This is a genomic window from Bacillus sp. ABR (assembly GCF_056172715.1).
Genome location: NZ_JAOYSL010000002.1, coordinates 55,416 through 74,059 on the forward strand (window position 1 = coordinate 55,416; position 18,644 = coordinate 74,059).

An 18,644-nucleotide genomic window follows, 5' to 3' on the forward strand; every position below is an offset into this window, starting at 1 on the left:
AGTATGAGTGATGACCCTCAAAATCATTCAGCCGAAATATCTTCAAAATACTCTTTGTAATACCCGCCTACTTTACCCGTATTATCAACGACAAACAGGAATTCCTCTGTTTCATTTTTCACTTCATATGTGCTTCCAACCGTTAATGCCCGGTCGACCATATATTTTTTCGCGTTTGTATGTACACATTTTACTTGTTTTAACGTTTGAGCCGTTTGCCAGTTTTGATGGATCATGATTTAAAAACTCCTTTTTTCATCTATACATTTATTGTAGCCAAATTTTCGCGAAATGCAATGAGTGTTATGGATTGCTTTCAAACATGTCGTGTAATATGATAATTGTATACGTTTACATTTTTGTGCGTATACTGTTTCGTTGCATGTCCGCTTTTCTCACCTAGAACTCGCAGAAAACAATCCATATCTTTAAGGAGGTTTGTTTATTTATGAGCTCTACAACACTTCAAATTAGTTCAAAACTCGAATCTTTTCTCCAAGGGACGAAAAAACTCTACATTAACGGTCAGTTTGTCACAAGTCACGATAATAAAACCTTTGCTACTCCTAACCCAGCCACAGGCGAAACCCTTATTGATGTATATGAAGCAGGTGAAAAAGATATTGATGAGGCAGTAAAAGCTGCAAAAAAAGCCTTCCATGGTCCTTGGCGCTCAATGTATGCCGCTGAACGCGCCCGCCTCATGTTCAAGCTTGCTGATTTAATGGAAGAAAATCAAGAAGAGCTTGCACAGCTTGAAACTTTAGATAATGGAAAACCAATCAATGAAACAACAAATGCAGATATTCCCCTCGCTATTGAGCACATGCGCTATTATGCGGGCTGGACGACAAAAATGAATGGACAAACCATTCCTGTCAGTCAAGGATATTTTAATTATACCCGCCATGAGCCGGTTGGCGTTGTAGGACAAATCATCCCATGGAACTTCCCGCTGCTCATGGCCATGTGGAAAATGGGTGCCGCACTTGCAACAGGATGCACCATCGTTTTAAAGCCAGCCGAACAAACTCCACTCTCTGCTCTTTATTTAGCAGAATTAGTGGACAAAGCCGGCTTCCCAGAAGGCGTCATTAACATCGTTCCTGGATTTGGCGAAACAGCCGGAAATGCCTTAACTGAACATCCTGATGTGAACAAGCTTGCCTTCACAGGGTCAACAAGCGTTGGAAAATTAATTATGGAGAAAGCGGCTAAAACTATTAAAAGGGTCACATTAGAGCTTGGCGGAAAATCACCGAATATTATTTTACCTGATGCCGATTTAAAGAAAGCCATTCCAGGTGCTTTAAATGGCGTCATGTTTAACCAAGGCCAAGTATGCTGCGCGGGCTCCAGAGTCTTTGTTCACCGGAGCCAATATGATGAAGTGGTCGATCAAATGGCCAAATATGCAGGATCCCTCAAGCAAGGCGCTGGTCTTCATCAAGATACACAAATTGGACCTCTTGTAAGTAAAGAACAGCACGAACGCGTATTAGGCTATATTGAAAAAGGTAAATCCGAAGGGGCAACAGCCGTTGTCGGTGGCGATTGCCCTTATGAGGCTGGCTATTTCGTCTCCCCTACTATTTTTAAAGATGTAGAAGATGAAATGACCATTGCCAAAGAAGAAATCTTCGGACCTGTTTTATCTGCAATTCCTTACGATTCCATTGATGAAGTGGTCGAACGGGCCAACCAGTCTGAATATGGATTAGCAGCAGGACTTTGGACAGAAAACTTAAAGCATGCCCACGATATTGCTGCACGTCTTGAAGCAGGAACAATTTGGGTCAACTGCTATAATGTCTTTGATGCCGCCTCCCCGTTTGGAGGATATAAGCAATCAGGTCTTGGCAGAGAAATGGGGTCATATGCCCTTAACAACTATACAGAAGTCAAAAGTGTATGGATTAATCTCCAAGACTAATGACGTCAAGAAAGCCTTTGACCCTGTCATCGGCTCAGATCGTTGACAAAGTGCTAAAATGATTTTTATTTTAGCACTTTGTCTTCTTTTCAGCGTGATAGAAAACCTTTGCAGTCTAGGAAGGACGAGCACTGGCGCGGAGCGAATTGACATTCGTGAGCACCAGCGCACAGACCTGACACCGAATGCGAGGGTTTGTCTACACGCTGAGCCGGTGACCCTGTCATCGGCTTTTTTTGTGTTTGCATGTGACAGGCCGGCTCCTGAATATAGTATGAAAGGAAAGGAGCATGGCCGCATATGCAAGATTTTCAATTGAAAGTAAACGAATTTATCGAAGAATTGCACATACAAATGCAGCGAAGACAAAGAGATGATGGCGCCTTTGTTTTCTGCTTTGAAGGTCCTATGATGACAAATGCTTTTTTGATTATGCTGTTAAAGGCTGTCGGTGATTCGGATCAGGCGTTGGTTCATCAATTAGCAGAAGCGATACGCGAAAAACAAAATGAGGATGGGTCTTTTTCTTTGTATCATGATCAAACAGGACATGTAACTGCCACTGTGCAGGGCTATTGCGGAATGCTCGTATCAGGCAGGTTTCAACAAGATGAGCCTCATATGGAAAAAGCAGCGCAATATATACGTTCAAAAGGCGGATTAAAGAACGTTCACTTTATGACAAAGTGGATGCTCGCCGTCAACGGCATGCACCCTTGGCCGTATTTCTATGCACCACTTTCCTTTTTACTCATCCCTACATACTTTCCGCTGCACTTTTATCATCTTAGTGCATATGCAAGAATTCACTTTGTACCAATGATGATCGCACTCAACAAACGATATACCTCTCATGAGAAATTTCCAAGCTTGGCACACCTTGATGCAAACATGTCTAAGAATCCATTTGACTGGTTTATGGCAAGAGAAGAACGTTCCGCTCAACACTTTCTGACTTACATGCGATCGTATACAGCACTCGACAGCCGGCTGGACTTTTTCGGATATGAAGCAGCAAAGCGATATATGTTTGATCGCCTTGAAAAAGATGGCACGCTGTACAGCTATTTAAGTGCCAGTATTTTTATGGTCTATGCACTTATGAGTCTTGGGTACTCCCCTGGACATCATCTCATTTTAAAAGCAGTCAAAGGCATGAAAAAACTAGTTACTGTCTGTCAGGGCAGAATGTATGCAGAAAATTCCACATCCACAGTATGGGATACAGCGCTTGTCAGTTACGCTTTTCAAAAAGCTGGCAAAAAACAAGAAGACCCAGTCATCACTAAGTCTTTCTCATACTTGCTGAACCGGCAGCAAATGAAGAAAGCAGATTGGGCGATTCATAACCAGCATACTGCTCCGGGAGGCTTTGGTTTTTCAGATATCAACACAAATAACCCTGATTGTGATGATACGCAAATTGTCTTAAAAGCCATTCCGCGAACATACGCACCAGTTCAATGGAAACGAGGATTTCATTGGCTTCTTTCCATGCAAAACCGTGACGGCGGATTCTCTGCTTTTGAAAAAAATCAAGATCACTTCCTGCTTCGGCATCTGCCGCTTGAATCTGCGGAGGATGCAGCGATCGATCCATCGACTCCCGATATTACAGGCCGGGTGCTTCATCTCATTGGTCTTGAAGAGAAAAACATGTCACCACCCGTTCACAGGCAAAAAGATCAATGTGTCAAGTGGCTCCTAGATCATCAAGAGAAAAATGGATCATGGTTTGGCAGATGGGGTGTTTGCTATATTTATGGAACGTGGGCAGCATTAACAGGACTAAAAGCTGCCGGCATCCCCTCCACCCATCCTGCTGTTCAAAAAGCGTGCCGATTTTTAAAGCAGATTCAACGAGAAGATGGCAGCTTCGGAGAATCGTGTAAAAGTGCAGAGGTAAAAACGTATGTCCCCCTCCCGTTTGGCACAGTGGTTCAGACGGCTTGGGCAGCAGAGGCACTTTTACAATATGAGAAGCCAGATGACAAAACGATTTTAAAAGCCATTTCATTTTTGATCCATCATCAGCACATGAGTGAAGCCTTGCACTATCCAGTAGGCATTGGCCTGCCAAAGCAATTTTACATCACCTATCATAGCTACCCATTTGTCTTTCCCATGATGGCTTGTTCCACATTTTTAGATGAAATGAGGCGTAAGAATGAATAAGAAAGAGTATCGAATGCAGCTCAAAGAGTGGCTTAACTCCATTCAACCCGCGATTCAAGATGACAACATCCGTCAGAAAGTAGACCATTTATGGTTTTCAATGGATGATGAACATTCCAGTGAACAAGAGTGGTACGAACTGGCAGAACGTATTTCTGAGGACATGAAACCACAAGAAGACATGCGAGAGGTAGCAGCCGGAAATCATAAGTTACCTCCTCTCCCTTACCGGTATGATGCACTAGAACCGTTTATTTCAAAGGAGATTATGTATTTGCATCACCAGAAACATCATCAATCATATGTTGATGGTTTGAACCAAGCTGAGCTTGCATTAAAAAATGCAAGAAGAACCAATGATTTCAAAATGATCAAACATTGGGAAAGAGAGCTTGCCTTCAATGGTGCAGGACACTATTTACATTGTATTTTTTGGTTTTCCATGAGTCCTTCAGGAAAACGAAAGCCCACTGGACAAATGCTTCGTCTCATTGAACAATCATTTGACAGCTATGACGCATTTAAATCTCAATTTTCAGCAGCGGCCAAACAAGTAGAGGGTGTCGGCTGGGCCATTCTCGTTTGGGCGCCCAGATCCCAGCGATTAGAGATTTTACAAGCAGAACGCCATCAATTTTTGTCACAATGGGACGTAATCCCTCTTTTAGCCCTTGATGTATGGGAGCACGCCTACTATCTTCAATATCTGAATGAAAAACCGAAATACGTAGATCGTTGGTGGAGTGTAGTTGACTGGCGTGAGCCAGAAGCAAGGCTTAAGCAAGCACAGCAAGTGAAGTGGACCCCTTTTTAAGACGATGCTCCATATAGGCTCATGCTTATATGGGGTGTTTTTAGTTTACATAATTAAATTATTAACACCTTTATAAAGAACGGGTTGTTTTTTCAGAAAATTCGTTTAAAATAGGAAAGATATGTGAGGAAAGTGAGATGAAGCAATGAATGAACATTCTTTTAACCATTAGTCAATTTGCAGGAAGAACCTTCGCAATCTGGGTCATTATCTTTGCATGTCTTGGATTTGCTTTTCCTGACGTATTTTCTCAGATTGGACCGTATATCCCTTTTTTACTAGGAATCATTATGTTTGGGATGGGGCTTACGTTATCAGGTGAAGATTTTAAGGAGCTTTTTCGTAAACCTCTCTATGTGCTAATCGGGGTTTTGGCGCAGTACACACTCATGCCGCTGATCGCCTTTCTATTAGCTTACGGATTACGGCTGCCATCTGAAATTGCAGTAGGCGTTATTCTTGTGGGCTGCTGCCCAGGCGGTACTGCATCCAATGTCATGACCTTTTTAGCAAAAGGCAATATGGCCTTATCCGTAGCGGTCACAACTATATCGACCCTTCTTGCTCCCTTTTTAACGCCTCTTTTTATTTTTATCTTTGCAAGATCATGGTTACCTGTATCACCGGAGGCATTATTTTTGTCGATTGTCCAAGTTGTGCTTATTCCTATTATCTTAGGGGTTATTGTTAAGGTGTTTTTCAAAAAACAAGTAAACTATGCGGTTCAAGCATTGCCGCTTGTATCTGTTGCTGGAATTGTGGTGATCATTGCAGCGGTTGTCAGTGCAAATAAAGAGCAGATTCTTCAATCTGGTTTGCTGATATTGGCCGTTGTCATTTTACATAATGGGCTCGGTCTTTTATTTGGTTACCTGATCGCAAAATGGTGCAAAATGGATATTCCTTCTCAAAGAGCGATTTCGATTGAAGTAGGCATGCAAAACTCCGGGCTTGGTGCAGCCCTTGCAACAGCACATTTCTCACCGCTCGCAGCCGTACCAAGTGCGATTTTTAGTGTGTGGCATAACTTATCTGGTTCCTGGCTTGCGACGTATTGGTCAAAACGAGGACAACCTGACAGTGAAAAGAAAAAAAGCTAGCACCTGTTAAGGTGCTAGCTTTTATAATGGAAGATTATCCTTCAAGCAATAGCTGCTCAGGATCTTCAAGCAGGTTTTTAATCGTAACAAGGAATCCAACTGCTTCTTTACCATCGACAATACGGTGGTCGTAAGAAAGAGCTAAATACATCATCGGACGGTTCTCAAAACGTTCTTCATCAATCGCCACCGGACGAAGCTGAATTTTATGCATTCCTAAAATTCCAACTTGCGGGCTGTTTAAAATCGGTGTTGAAAGCAGAGAACCAAATGTTCCGCCGTTTGTGATCGTAAATGATCCACCTTGTAACTCACTAAGAGCCAATTTGTTATCTCTTGCTTTTTTCGCAAGATGACCAATTTCTTTTTCAATCCCTGCAAATGACAATCTGTCTGCATCACGGACAACTGGTACGACAAGACCTTCGTTTGCAGCAACAGCGATGCCGATGTCATAGAATTTCTTCAAGACAAGCTCATCACCTTGAATTTCTGCGTTAAGCAGCGGATATTTCTTCAGTGCTGCTACAACTGCTTTTGTAAAGAAGGACATGAAGCCAAGCTTGACATCATTTTGTTCTAGGAAGGCATCTTTACGACGCTTTCTTAAATCCATCACAGCTGTCATATCGACTTCATTAAATGTCGTCAGCATCGCAGCCGTTTGTTGAACTTCAACTAAACGTTTTGCAATTGTTTGTCTGCGGCGTGACATTCTTTCACGTTCAACTGGCTTTCCTGGTTGTTCAGTTTGCACCGCCGCATTTGCTTTTGGCGCGGCTTTCGGTGCACTTGCAGGTGCTTCATTCTTTTGATAAGAAGCGACATCCTGCTTTCGTACCCTGCCCAGCGGATCTACGGTTGGAATCTCAGATAAGTCTAATCCCTTCTCTCTCGCTAGTTTTCTAGCTGCAGGAGAAGCGATGGTTCTGCCATTACCAGCTTTCGGCTCTTCTTTCACTGCTTCTTCTTTTTGAGCAGCTGCCGGTTCTTCTTTCGAAGCTGGTGCAGAAGCTTGCTCAGGTGCTGGAGCTGCGGACTCGCTTCCGCCAGCTTCACCTGCTGCAATCGTTCCGATGACCTCTCCAACTTGTACAGTGTCACCAGAATCTTTGAGCACTTCTTTTAATACACCAGATTCTTCAGCAGTCAGTTCGACATTGACTTTATCTGTTTCAAGTTCCAGCAGGTACTCCCCCTGCTCCACATAATCGCCCGGCTGCTTTAGCCATTGAGCAATCGTTCCTTCCGAGATTGATTCCGCTAATTCAGGTACTTTAATTTCCGCCATTTTTCATTTCCCCCTTAGTTTTTGCGAGTCAAGCTATCAGATACAATTCGTTCTTGTTCTTTTTTATGCACAGTTGGATCACCCTCAGCCGTACTTGAACGTCTTCTTCGGCCGATGTAACGTACTTTTACTTTTTCAGGCGCAATTTCACGTAAATATGGCTCAATGTATCCCCAAGCTCCCATATTTTGCGGTTCTTCTTGCACCCATACGATTTCTTCTAAGTTTGTCAGCTTTGTTAAAATTCCTTTAATATCTTTGGCTGGGAACGGATACAGCTGTTCCACTCTTGCAACGTGAAGCCAATCTTTCGGCTCTTCCATTTGAGTAAAACGATCACTAATATCAATGGATACCTTCCCGCTAGATAGCACGAGACGCGATACTTTTTCGTGATCATGTACAAGACCTGGCTGTTCAAGAACTGGACGGAACTGTCCATCCGTTAATTCTTGGACCTCAGACAATGTGTTCGGGTTACGAAGCAGACTCTTCGGTGTCATAATGACAAGCGGACGAATCTCTTCACGAAGCAGCATTTTCGCCTGTCTTCTAAGAATATGGAAATATTGCGCTGCACTTGTCAGATTCGCAACTGTCCAGTTATTCTCAGCAGCTGATTGCAGGAAGCGCTCTGTTCTTCCACTTGAATGCTCAGGACCTTGTCCTTCATATCCATGAGGCAGCAGCATCACTAAACCTGATTTTTGTCCCCATTTTGCACGGCCAGCTGAGATAAATTGATCGAAATACACTTGAGCCGCATTTGCGAAGTCTCCGAATTGAGCTTCCCAAATCACTAACGTTTCAGGAGAATAGACATTATAACCATATTCAAATCCGATGACTGAGCCTTCTGACAGTGGACTGTTATGAACAGTAAACGATGCATTTGCATCACTCAGTTCATGAAGAGCAATAAATTCATCACCCGTTTGACTGTCGTGAAGAACAAGGTTTCTTTGAGCGAAAGTACCACGCTCTGAATCCTGTCCGGTCATTCGAATTGGCGTACCGTCTTTTAATATAGATGCAAATGCGAGTGCTTCCCCAAGTGACCATTCTACTTTACGGTCATCTGTAAACACTTTTGCACGTTTTTCAAGGATCCTTTTCAGCTTACCAAATACTTGGAAATCATTCGGCCAGCTGATCAATTCTTCATTCAGCTTTCGCAATACATCAAATTCTACTGATGTATCCACTGCTGGGAAGCCGTTTGATACAGGCTCTGGCAGTTCGATTTCTTGAATCGTATGCTCTTTCTTTGAAGGCACCTTTTTATAGGCTTCTTCTATTTTTGCCGTCACAGCCTGCTCGATTTCTTCACGCTGCTCTTTTGTCAAAAGACCTTCTGAGACAAGTTTATCTGCAAAGATATTCTTGACCGTTTTGTGCTTTCTGACCGCATCGTACAGCATTGGCTGAGTTGTAGAAGGCTCATCCATTTCGTTATGACCGTATCTGCGGTAGCCGATCAAGTCAATAAGGAAATCCTTCTTGAAACGTTTGCGGTATTCTACAGCTAGCTGAACAGCCGCTAAACACGCTTCTGGATCATCTGCATTGACGTGAACAATAGGAATCTCAAACCCTTTTGCAAGGTCACTTGCATATTTCGTCGAACGAGATTCATTGCTTTCCGTTGTAAACCCGATCATATTGTTGGCAATAATATGGATGGTTCCGCCCACTTGATAGCCTACAAGTTGACTTAAATTTAATGTTTCTGCCACAATTCCTTCTCCAGGGAATGCTGCATCCCCATGAATTAAGATGGCTAACGCTTTTTCAACGTCTTGAACTGGATAGCCTTTTTGAGTACGTGATTCCTGAGCAGCACGCGTGCTTCCTTCAATGATTGGATCAATGAACTCCAAGTGACTTGGGTTATTAGCAAGCGTGACTCTCGCACTCTTTGTATCTTCGTCTTTGATTTGACGGTCAGCTCCAAGATGGTACTTAACATCCCCTGTCCATCCATAGCTGATGCCGATAGAGCCTTCTGATGGAACAAGCTCTTTATTTGGCGCATGCTGGAATTCTGAGAAAATGATCTCATATGGCTTCCCTAACACATGTGCTAATACATTTAAACGGCCTCTGTGTGCCATTCCAATGTTAATATTTGAAGTCCCTTGTGTAACGGACTCTGAAATAATTTCATCAAGTACTGGGACAAGTGCGTCTAAACCTTCTATAGAAAAGCGCTTTTGCCCAACAAATGTTTTATGAAGAAACTGCTCGAACTGCTCAACTTCTGTTAATCTCTTGAATACAGAAACTAGTTTATCTGATGGTTTTTTCTTAAATAGTTCACCAGACTCGATTGATTTTGAGAGCCAGTTTCGCTCTTCGAAGTCATGCACGTGATCAAACTCAAATGAAATGGTACGCTTATACGTATTTCTCAAATGGTTAATGGCTTCTATGCCGTTTGAAATGTGTTTTGGTGCATCCGGACTAATAATAGATATCGGAATATTCTTGACATCTTCTTCTGTTAAACCGTACTCCTTTAAAGGAAACAGTTCTTGTAATTCCTTTTCTTTGCGAAGAGGATTGACGGAAGCATTTAAATGGCCATACGTTCTGATGTCTTCTGCCAGTTTAACGACTGATGCTATCTTTTGGATTTGTTCAGAAGTAACTACGCTATTTTCTTTTTTCCCAATTTCCTCCTTCATTTCACTCGGTGGTGCACCAAGTTCATCAAATATGCCTCTTAGATCTTCATCAACACTAGTAGGATCCTGGACATACTGATCGTAGAGCTCGAGCACATAGCCGAGGTTCGGACCATGAAATTCTTCCCAACTCAACGGTTGTTTCACATCATTTTGAAACATTTTGAACACTACCCCCAACTTTGATCATCAAGTGATTGAACACTATCTCGATATAACTTCCAGAACACAATGACCAAATTTATGTAATAAAACGCTTCCAATAATATTCTACCACTGTTTTGGATTACTTTCTACATTCTTTGTTCAATTAAAGATAAAAAATTCACAGAAAAACAAAAAATTTAAATCATTCCGAAAAATAATTTAAAGAAAGGGGCAAAACCTTATGCCCCAATGCTTTTATGCAGCAGTTTCTTCAGTAGTGGATATAAAACATCTGGCAATGTATCGACATCTGGTACAAAAATGCTGAACTTGCCATACATATCTTGAATGGTTTTCATCTGTGCTTCTTCTATCGACGAATTGGATAAAAACACATTGATCACTTCAATGCCCTTTTTCCTCGCTTCAAGAACTGCTTCATGCGTATCGACAATCCCATTTTGTTCGTAGCTGAACGCAGCTGGCTCTCCGTCTGAAAAGACAATCAGAAACTTTTGCTCTTCTCTTCGCTTTAAAATCATCTTTGTCATTTGACGAATCGCATAACCATCCCGGTTATCCTCTTCTGGCTCAAGAGACATAATAGAAGGCCCTGCATCAAATAAAGAATCTTTGAACGACACGACTGTGTTGAAGTAGTTTGGCTGACTTGTTTCTGTTGCGTCGTTTGTATCTTCCCAAAACCCAACAATTTGATGTGGGACTTGTACGGATTTTAACGCTTCATGAAATAGAACAATGCCTTTTTTCGTCTCGTCCATCTTGTCAAACATGCTCGCTGAACAGTCTACTAATAAGGTGAAAACAGCATCAATCTGAGAAGACGGTGCTTGTTTTTTATAGAAAAGACGCGGATTAGACTCTGTAAAGTAGCGAATCAGCTTTTTGCTGAGACGTCCCGCATGAAGGTCCGTTTTAGGCCAAGATTTTTTATGTTCAAGAGTTTTTTGGATCATTTGTTTTAAGCGTTTTTGGTAAGGCTCAATTTCCTTCGCATGCTGCTTGTATACATTGATTTGTTCTGGCATAGGCGGATCTGGTGAAATCATGACTGGAAACGCATATTTGTTCTCTTTTCCATTTTCATGACCGTCTGCTCCGCTTTCTTCACCTTCAGCCTCTTCCAGCGCCTCAAGCTTTGAATAATCTTTTCGGTGTGTTTGCTTTGCAGAGCCTTGTACAGTTCCGAGTGCCTGATCTCCGTCATCGCCTTCTCTTGCTGCATCCTTACCAAGATCACTTTTACCGCCATGCTCTAAATCAAATTGAAGGAAGCTTTTTGATGGCGCTTCGGTTTCTCGATGCCATACTTCCATGTACTCTTGGTGAATGTCTTCATCGCCTTCTTTTTCCCGGTCGACTTTGATGTCCTCACTTAATTTAGGTTTTCTTTTTAAGTCATGGAACAGTGGTTCTTTTGCCGCTTGTTCATAGTCCAATTCAGGGAAGAAAAAGTACGTATTCAGCATGTCCTTTTCAAGCAGCTCATCAAAGCCTTCCATCAATTCTTTGACAATAGCTGCAATGTCTGCTGTTGAACCCGCATCATACACACGTTCAAGACTTGACTCAATAAACGGAATCATCGGATTGATCTGCTCATGAAGAGGCGGAATCTCTTCGAGCGGAGAATCAGCTGTCAGCTTCACATAAATCGCACAAAAGAGTGCATCCGTTAAAATGCTTCGTTCCTGGTTAATCGTTAATTGTGTCTTAAAGTGACGCCGGTATAGCTCTCTTCTTCGTTTAAATACCTTTTTTGTTCCTGGGCGGTCATGTTTAATCCGCTCTTCAATACGGATATCTTCAAACAGCATAAACAATTGTTTACATATATCAGGAATGGATAATGTATGCGCATAACAAATGATCTCCTGAAATACAGTAAGATCACTATAAACCGTCCCTACTGCACGAAGGAACACATCACTTTTCAGCCCTGCTAGCATATCTTCTTGTTTACGATCATCCCAAAAATGACTGATAAAAATTTTCTTTTCAAACGGTTCATAGTAGGACTGCACACCGTATTCAAGCTCGACATCATCACTTTTTGCTAACGTTTTAGCTAAATCCGTTAATTCCATAAATAGAAATGAATCGATTCTGCTGTCATTAAATTTGATAAATTTCAAAAGTCAGAACCTCACTCGAATAATGTTTGGGCGATATTTCTTACCGCTGCTTTTTCCCGGTCATCTTCCAGTTTTTCAACAATCCCTCGTTCAACGGCACGAAGCGGCGGGATGTATTGCGCAAGATCACAAGTATCTAGGAGCGCGCGGATGGATGCTGCTTCTTCACTCACCTGTCCGTTATGAGCTTGTGTAATAAGGTCTGATGAGAGCTGAACGAATTGATCAATTAACCGCTCATCCTTTAAAACAGATTGAGATTGCAACACATCTTTCAGGATACCGCCGCCGATATATGGAACGTCAATGACAACAAATCGGTTTTTTAACGCTTCATTTAGAGGCACTGTGCCTACATACCCTTCATTGATTGCCGCAATGACGCCAAAGCCTTCTTCTGCTCGAACAACCTCACCTGTAAATGGGTTTGTCATCATTTTTCTGTAGTCGAGTACACCATTTAAAATAGGAAGTGTTTCTGGCTTCGCCATGTTGATTTCATCAATATATAAAAGATGGCCTTTTTTCATTGCTTTTGTCACAGGTCCTTCAATGAATTCAATCGAAGCCACCTGACCATCATTGTGAATGGTTTTATAGCCAATTAAGCTTTCAGCATCAAGATCAACCGAGCAGTTCACACTGTGCATCGGCTGCTGAAAGAAAGCGGATAATGTTTCTGCTAGTTTTGTTTTACCTGAGCCGGTCGGACCCTTTAAAAGAACGTTTTTTCCTAGTGCTAATGCAATCATGGCATCTTGAATGATAGAAGTATCCTGTGATTCATAGCCGCCTGTTCCAATAAGTGGGCGAAATTCATCTTCCAACACTTTTGCTTTTGCTTCAATCATTGCTTGAATTTCTTCTGGGAGTGATTGTTCGTTAAACATGTATGATTAATTCCTCTCTTCGATCATTTTCCTCACCAAGTATACTAAAAAAACCTTTATGCACTCAATACATAAAGGTTAGACTTCTGTTATTTTACCATTTCTTTTGTCATTGATCCGCAAGCGATGCGTTTCCCTGAGTTTCCAGAAGGGTTACTTAAATAATCATCTGCTTCTGCATGAATGATAAAGCTTCGCCCATTTTGATCGATTAATTGATTTGGGCCTCCCTTTAACGTCACATCTGGTACGTTCACGACAACATCGATTTGTCCATCTGCCCCTACCTCTAAATTAGGCATATCTCCAGCATGATGCCCTTTTGGATTGTCAAAACCATGTTCTCTATGGGTTGGATTAAAGTGAGCTCCTGCCGTTTCAAAATCTGGCGTTTCACATATTCCTGTTTCATGAATATGAAAACCGTGAGGACCTGGCGGCAGCCCTTTCGCCTTCACATGCAAATCCAGCCCATTTTCTGAGGATTCTCTGATTTCAATGCTTCCTATTTTTTGCCCGCTTTCGTTTATGAGTGACGTCGTGACTGGTAATTGTTTAGGTGCGGCAACTTCGCTTGTTTCTTCTGTCATTTCTTTTTTCGGCGGTGCATGACATGCTGACGCAGCAAAGACTAAACATATCATGATCATCCACACTGACTTTTTCATTTATGACTGCCCCCTTTTGTTATCAGTATGGACAATCACAGCAGCGGGCAAACAAAAAAAGCCGAAAATCGGCTTTTTTTAGAAGAAACGTTTTGCACCTAAGTAGGCTTTTTTCCAATATGGGTTGCTTAGGTTCGAGATCCCTACTCCATTGTCACTTGCATGAAGGAAATCTCCCCCGCCAAGGTATAGTCCCATATGAGAAGGGCCAGCTTTATACGTTGTAAAATAAACAAAATCTCCAACTTGTGGTGTGCTAACAGAAGTCATCATATTCCAGTAGCCTGCTGTGCTTAGTCTGGATACAGATGAAACTTTGTTAATGAGATAGTAAACAAAGCCGCTGCAGTCAAATCCTGCTGGAGTATTACCACCCCATCTGTAAGGAACGCCTGTCAGCTTTTTCCCCTCTTGGATCATTGTCGTGATCTTTGCGTTCATTGGTACATCGTTTTTGTTATTGTTGACCGGAGTTGTTGAACCGTTAGACGTAGATCCGTTCGATCCAGTTGAGCCGGAAACTGCACCATTAATTTTTAATACTTGTCCAATTCTAAGCACATCACTTTTCAAGCTGTTGGCTGTGCGGATGGATTGAACCTGTACTTTGAATTGATTCGCAATTTTCCATAACGAATCGCCTGATTTTACAGTATAAGATGTTGTTTTCCCGCTAGAAGACTGGTTACTGTTTGAATTGCTTGGTTTAGTAGGTTTTGACTGACTTGGTTTTGATGCAGCCGTCCCTTTGACTTTCAATACTTGATTCGGATAAATCATATCAGATTTTAATCCGTTCAATGTTTTGATTTCACCAATCGACATATTTAGCGAATTCGCAATTTTCCAAAGAGAATCCCCTAATTTAACCTTGTATGTACTTGAAGACGATGAACTATTTGAGTTCGTTGTCTTATTGCTTGAGCTGGAGTTTGAAGATGAGTTTGAATTTGATGACTGGCTTCCGCTCGTCTTCGTGCTGCCAGATACCTTTAGCTTTTGACCAGGACGAATCAAGTCGCTGTTTAAGCTGTTTAGGCTTTTTAAGCTCGCAACTGACATTTTATGATTTTTTGCAATCAGCCATAAAGAATCTCCAAGCTTTACAGTGTAGCTGGAAGTCGTTGAAGCACTTGATTTCTTCGTTGCTTTTGATCCTGTTGATGAACTGGATTTCTTGCTTTTTTCGCCAGGAATTTTCAAGCTTTGTCCTGCGAAAATCATTGTCGTTTTTAATTGATTAAGAGATTGAAGCTCCGAAATACTTGTATTGTACTGTTCGGCAATCTTCCAAAGTGAGTCACCGCTTTTCACCTTGATCGTCTGTGCTTCTGCCGGTGCAGCAAACACAGCTGAGCCAGCGATCGCTGAAACTGTGAGGCCGGTTACTACTTTTTTCTTCATAAAGAAATCTCCGCCTTTCGTATTTTGGTTCATTAAGACTTATGTACTAGTTTCGAGTTTAGCATTTAATGGTTCTGCTTCTCTTGCACTATTTTATCTTTATTTCTATTATATTACTCGACATGAAGACGTTGGGCAATAACAAATAGGCTAAAGCAGCCAACTCAAAATGCTAAAAAACAAAGCCATATCGTTTCTATCGGCTGTTTGTTTTATTTATAAACATTTTTTAAGGAATTTTTAAGTTGACGTTTAGAAATTTGTCAAAACAAGCACGCTGCTAGTTTCATAGTTCTATTCTACATGACAAATTTTTCTGTATCAAATGACTTTTTGCTTAATTGGCTATTTTTTCTCCACAAATAAAAAAGCATCCTTCCGAATGAAGAATGCAGCGTTCGTTTTTATTTTCTTATTTCCGGATCTTTTACGGTAAGCGGATAAAGCACGCCTTCTTTCGCAAACGACATTTTCCCCGTTTCTTCTGATACGACAAGAACAAGTGCATCGGTCATACCAGAGAGTCCGATAGCTGCTCTATGCCTTGTGCCGAGCGACGGGCTCACTTTTTTTGATGTAAGCGGCAGCACGTTTGCAGCAGAAACAAGTGTATTTTCTTTGACTAAAAGAGCCCCATCATGAAGTGGATTTCCCGGGTAAAAAATGCTTTCTATTAAGGAAGCACTAATTTTCGCATGAAGATTTGTCCCTTTTTGAATAAAATCCTCAACCTCATCCCTTCTTTGGATCACAATGAGTGCGCCATGCTTTTGTTTTGATAAATGCTCAATGGCTAAAGAAAATTGAGCAAATCCTGGTGTGAATTCTTCCATATACGCTTGTAAATAAAACGACGAAGCCTCTGCATGCATTTCATTAAACTGATCATGCAATGATTCGAGATCACAAAGTAAGCACTGCTCTGTTTCATCAAGAGAATCAATGATGTCACTTGCATCCTTCATAATGTTCATCAAGTGTGTTCTCATTCCTGCTTTAAATATGACTTCTTCGTTCGTCCGGTGGATCATCTGACCTTTTCCCTCCTTCTTTCGCTTGTTGTTATAAAATAGCAAATTGTGCACATTCTATTTGTATGGAGGTGAGCTTAATATGACCATTCAGAAAATCATCCAATATGCTTGCAGCATTTTAGGTGTTGTCAGTCTTTCTTTTATTTATGCCCAAATGTTTAAAAAAACGAAGCCATCTAAGAAAAATAATCCGACGGAGAATTGATTTTTTTACATAGCATGATATAATTCCTCTCGTTATTTCTGTTCAGAGAGGAACTTATGATGAGAGAAACGAATAGCATTCGAGCAAAGCTGACACTATTTTTAACCATTTTGATTCCGATTTTAATCACCCAAGCAGGTCTTTCACTTATTACCTTTTTAGATACGGTGATGTCTGGAAAAGTAAGTGCAGAAGACCTTGCGGGGGTTGCGATCGGTTCTAGTATTTGGACACCTGTTTATACAGGACTTGCCGGTATTTTGATGGCTGTTACTCCGATTGTGGCTCAGCTGATGGGGGCTGGGCATAAAGAAGATGTTCCCCGGGCTGTCTTTCAGGCGATCTATTTGTCCTTTCTTTTAAGTATCGCTGTGATTGTCATTGGTACGATCAGCGTTCCTTATATACTCGGAGGACTTGGACTCGAGCAATCTGTAGAGGATATTGCCCGGCATTTTCTCAGCTTTCTTGCGTTTGGCATCATCCCGCTGTTTGGTTATTCGGTGCTAAGGTCATTTATTGATGCGCTAGGGAAAACACGTGTGACGATGTTCATCACGCTCACAGCACTTCCTATTAACTTTGTTTTAAATTACGTACTGATTTTTGGGAATTTTGGCTTTCCAAAGCTTGGCGGTGCGGGTGCCGGCCTTGCATCTGCAATGACGTATTGGGCGATTTTCATCATGAGTATTTGTATTGTCATTAAAGCAGAGCCATTCGCCTCATTTCGTTTGTTTCAAAAACTGCCTCGAATGAATATCTCCCGTGTAGGGCAAATACTGAAAATTGGCCTTCCTATCGGGTTTGCGATCTTTTTTGAAACGAGTATCTTTGCAGCAGTGACGCTGTTAATGGGTCACTTTGATACCATTACAATCGCCAGTCACCAAGCAGCGATGAACTTTGCTTCTATTCTTTATATTTTACCGCTTAGTATCTCTATGGCTTTAACGATCGTTGTTGGGTTTGAAGCGGGGGCTAAGAGATATAAAGACGCGCAAAGCTACAGCTATATCGGCATTGGTACGGCGGTATTATTCTCTTTATGTACGGCCGCACTTATTTTGTTATTCAGACCTGAGATCGCTGGTTTATATACAGCTGAATCAGCTGTTTTACAAATGACACAGCACTTTTTGATTTACGCGATCTTCTTCCAGCTGTCAGATGCGATTGCTGCACCCATTCAAGGGGCTCTGCGCGGCTATAAAGACGTGAATTATACGCTGATTGCTGCTTTTGTCTCTTACTGGGTCATCGGTCTTCCTGCCGGTTACCTCATTGGCACATATACCTCCTTTGGTGCGTTTGGTTATTGGATTGGGCTGATTGCCGGGCTTGCCGCAGGTGCCATCGTCCTCTTTATCCGTCTTAGGTTGATTCAAAAACGTCAACTTCGATATGTATCGAATCACTAAATACAAAAAAAGCAGCTGATATTTGTCAGCTGCTTTTGCGTTTAATCATTCCATTGGTACGTCCAGAAAATTTCTTCATCAAACCATTTTTGGACGACTGGTTCTTTGTTTTTCAGTTTTTGTTCCAGTTCTCTCAGCATGCCTTCTGTTTGCGTTCTATGCGCTCTCAGTGCATTTAATTTGATATCTGCAACATCTGTAATATCAATGACAATATCCGCATTTCCAAGCACTTCTTCTCTATTTTTCGTAATGGCCATGCAGTATGTGACAGGCCGGTCTTCTTTTTTCTTGCGGTATAGAGCACGAATGACAGCTTCGCCTGTCGCATCATGATCAGGGTGTACACCGTGTCCTGGATAAAACGTCACAATGAGCGTCGGTTTGACTTCATCAATGATGGATTCCATCACATCTGCCAAATACTCGTCGTCTTCAAATTCCAATGTTTTATCACGCAAGCCAAGCATACGTAAGTCTGTGATATCCATTTCTTTGCAGGCATTGATTAATTCCTGTTTTCTTAATTCCGGAAGTGTTTCACGGTTAGCATATGTTGGGCTTCCCATATTTCTGCCCATTTCCCCAAGTGTCCCGCATGCATACGTGACGGGAATTCCGCGTTTTCTGCTTTGTGCAATGAGACCTGCAACCCCAAAGGATTCATCATCGGGGTGAGGCAGCATCACTAGTACATGTTCGTTCATGACTCGTCACCC

15 protein-coding genes are annotated in these 18,644 nt (G+C 41.8%); 6 read left to right on the plus strand and 9 right to left on the minus strand.

The window, feature by feature from the left end; all coding sequences use genetic code 11:
- Positions 1 to 23 precede the first annotated feature (23 nt).
- On the minus strand, positions 24 to 236 hold the full coding sequence (locus OIT90_RS05475) for a DUF6501 family protein (protein ID WP_024422683.1): 213 nt from the start codon (positions 234 to 236) through the stop codon (positions 24 to 26).
- Between the two features lie 212 nt (positions 237 to 448).
- Here OIT90_RS05475 and OIT90_RS05480 point away from each other — a divergent pair, with 212 nt between their 5' ends.
- From OIT90_RS05480 to OIT90_RS05495, 4 genes are all read left to right on the plus strand, one after another.
- Positions 449 to 1,933, plus strand: a complete 1,485-nt coding sequence (locus tag OIT90_RS05480) for an aldehyde dehydrogenase family protein (protein WP_474892347.1) — start codon at positions 449 to 451, stop codon at positions 1,931 to 1,933.
- Between the two features lie 300 nt (positions 1,934 to 2,233).
- On the plus strand, positions 2,234 to 4,108 hold the full coding sequence (locus OIT90_RS05485) for a terpene cyclase/mutase family protein (RefSeq protein WP_144491444.1): 1,875 nt from the start codon (positions 2,234 to 2,236) through the stop codon (positions 4,106 to 4,108).
- A complete protein-coding gene (locus tag OIT90_RS05490; RefSeq protein WP_474892348.1) occupies positions 4,101 to 4,922 on the plus strand; it encodes a superoxide dismutase in 822 nt (273 codons plus the stop codon). Before OIT90_RS05485 ends, OIT90_RS05490 begins: the two co-directional genes overlap by 8 nt.
- Positions 4,923 to 5,071: 149 nt before the next feature.
- Positions 5,072 to 6,022 (plus strand): bile acid:sodium symporter family protein, encoded by a 951-nt coding sequence (locus tag OIT90_RS05495; RefSeq protein ID WP_039179291.1) that lies wholly within the window; start codon positions 5,072 to 5,074, stop codon positions 6,020 to 6,022.
- A 34-nt stretch (positions 6,023 to 6,056) separates the two neighbouring features.
- On the opposite strand, the gene odhB is transcribed toward OIT90_RS05495, so the two are convergent.
- The 7 genes from odhB to cdaS form a co-directional block, all read right to left on the minus strand.
- Entirely contained in the window at positions 6,057 to 7,313 is a 1,257-nt protein-coding gene (gene odhB / locus OIT90_RS05500) for a 2-oxoglutarate dehydrogenase complex dihydrolipoyllysine-residue succinyltransferase (RefSeq protein WP_039179294.1), read from the minus strand.
- Positions 7,314 to 7,327: 14 nt separating this feature from the next.
- Positions 7,328 to 10,162: a 2-oxoglutarate dehydrogenase E1 component gene (sucA, locus tag OIT90_RS05505; RefSeq protein ID WP_039179296.1), complete on the minus strand. Its 2,835-nt coding sequence runs from the start codon at positions 10,160 to 10,162 to the stop codon at positions 7,328 to 7,330.
- A 224-nt stretch (positions 10,163 to 10,386) separates the two neighbouring features.
- The gene (locus tag OIT90_RS05510; protein ID WP_474892349.1) at positions 10,387 to 12,303 is read right to left on the minus strand and encodes a vWA domain-containing protein; all 1,917 of its coding nucleotides are present in this window, start codon (positions 12,301 to 12,303) and stop codon (positions 10,387 to 10,389) included.
- 11 nt (positions 12,304 to 12,314) lie between these two features.
- Entirely contained in the window at positions 12,315 to 13,193 is an 879-nt protein-coding gene (locus OIT90_RS05515) for an ATP-binding protein (protein WP_047203292.1), read from the minus strand.
- Positions 13,194 to 13,282: 89 nt separating this feature from the next.
- Positions 13,283 to 13,861, minus strand: a complete 579-nt coding sequence (locus OIT90_RS05520; RefSeq protein WP_212039960.1) for a superoxide dismutase family protein — start codon at positions 13,859 to 13,861, stop codon at positions 13,283 to 13,285.
- A 78-nt stretch (positions 13,862 to 13,939) separates the two neighbouring features.
- Positions 13,940 to 15,265, minus strand: a complete 1,326-nt coding sequence (locus OIT90_RS05525; protein WP_039179305.1) for a C40 family peptidase — start codon at positions 15,263 to 15,265, stop codon at positions 13,940 to 13,942.
- 404 nt (positions 15,266 to 15,669) lie between these two features.
- Entirely contained in the window at positions 15,670 to 16,296 is a 627-nt protein-coding gene (gene cdaS / locus OIT90_RS05530) for a sporulation-specific diadenylate cyclase CdaS (RefSeq protein WP_039179307.1), read from the minus strand.
- Between the two features lie 82 nt (positions 16,297 to 16,378).
- On the opposite strand from cdaS, the gene OIT90_RS05535 reads away from it, so the two are divergent.
- Both OIT90_RS05535 and OIT90_RS05540 read left to right on the plus strand, forming a co-directional pair.
- Positions 16,379 to 16,504: a hypothetical protein gene (locus OIT90_RS05535; protein WP_008359993.1), complete on the plus strand. Its 126-nt coding sequence runs from the start codon at positions 16,379 to 16,381 to the stop codon at positions 16,502 to 16,504.
- A gap of 59 nt (positions 16,505 to 16,563) precedes the next feature.
- Positions 16,564 to 17,925 carry an MATE family efflux transporter gene (locus tag OIT90_RS05540; RefSeq protein ID WP_064497477.1) on the plus strand — a complete coding sequence of 454 codons (1,362 nt, stop codon included), beginning with the start codon at positions 16,564 to 16,566 and terminating at the stop codon, positions 17,923 to 17,925.
- Between the two features lie 41 nt (positions 17,926 to 17,966).
- Here OIT90_RS05540 and bshB2 read toward each other — a convergent pair whose 3' ends face one another.
- On the minus strand, positions 17,967 to 18,632 hold the full coding sequence (gene bshB2 / locus OIT90_RS05545) for a bacillithiol biosynthesis deacetylase BshB2 (protein WP_039179311.1): 666 nt from the start codon (positions 18,630 to 18,632) through the stop codon (positions 17,967 to 17,969).
- Between the last annotated feature and the right edge of the window lie 12 nt (positions 18,633 to 18,644).

What these genes read in the sequence shown, in the direction of transcription:
- OIT90_RS05475 (WP_024422683.1), bottom strand. Translation starts at nt 236, where the DNA reads ATGATCCATCAAAACTGGCAAACGGCTCAAACGTTAAAACAAGTAAAA.
- OIT90_RS05480 (WP_474892347.1), top strand. Translation starts at nt 449, where the DNA reads ATGAGCTCTACAACACTTCAAATTAGTTCAAAACTCGAATCTTTTCTC.
- OIT90_RS05485 (WP_144491444.1), top strand. Translation starts at nt 2,234, where the DNA reads ATGCAAGATTTTCAATTGAAAGTAAACGAATTTATCGAAGAATTGCAC.
- OIT90_RS05490 (WP_474892348.1), top strand. Translation starts at nt 4,101, where the DNA reads ATGAATAAGAAAGAGTATCGAATGCAGCTCAAAGAGTGGCTTAACTCC.
- OIT90_RS05495 (WP_039179291.1), top strand. Translation starts at nt 5,072, where the DNA reads ATGAACATTCTTTTAACCATTAGTCAATTTGCAGGAAGAACCTTCGCA.
- odhB (WP_039179294.1), bottom strand. Translation starts at nt 7,313, where the DNA reads ATGGCGGAAATTAAAGTACCTGAATTAGCGGAATCAATCTCGGAAGGA.
- sucA (WP_039179296.1), bottom strand. Translation starts at nt 10,162, where the DNA reads ATGTTTCAAAATGATGTGAAACAACCGTTGAGTTGGGAAGAATTTCAT.
- OIT90_RS05515 (WP_047203292.1), bottom strand. Translation starts at nt 13,193, where the DNA reads ATGTTTAACGAACAATCACTCCCAGAAGAAATTCAAGCAATGATTGAA.
- OIT90_RS05520 (WP_212039960.1), bottom strand. Translation starts at nt 13,861, where the DNA reads ATGAAAAAGTCAGTGTGGATGATCATGATATGTTTAGTCTTTGCTGCG.
- OIT90_RS05525 (WP_039179305.1), bottom strand. Translation starts at nt 15,265, where the DNA reads ATGAAGAAAAAAGTAGTAACCGGCCTCACAGTTTCAGCGATCGCTGGC.
- cdaS (WP_039179307.1), bottom strand. Translation starts at nt 16,296, where the DNA reads ATGATCCACCGGACGAACGAAGAAGTCATATTTAAAGCAGGAATGAGA.
- OIT90_RS05535 (WP_008359993.1), top strand. Translation starts at nt 16,379, where the DNA reads ATGACCATTCAGAAAATCATCCAATATGCTTGCAGCATTTTAGGTGTT.
- OIT90_RS05540 (WP_064497477.1), top strand. Translation starts at nt 16,564, where the DNA reads ATGAGAGAAACGAATAGCATTCGAGCAAAGCTGACACTATTTTTAACC.
- bshB2 (WP_039179311.1), bottom strand. Translation starts at nt 18,632, where the DNA reads ATGAACGAACATGTACTAGTGATGCTGCCTCACCCCGATGATGAATCC.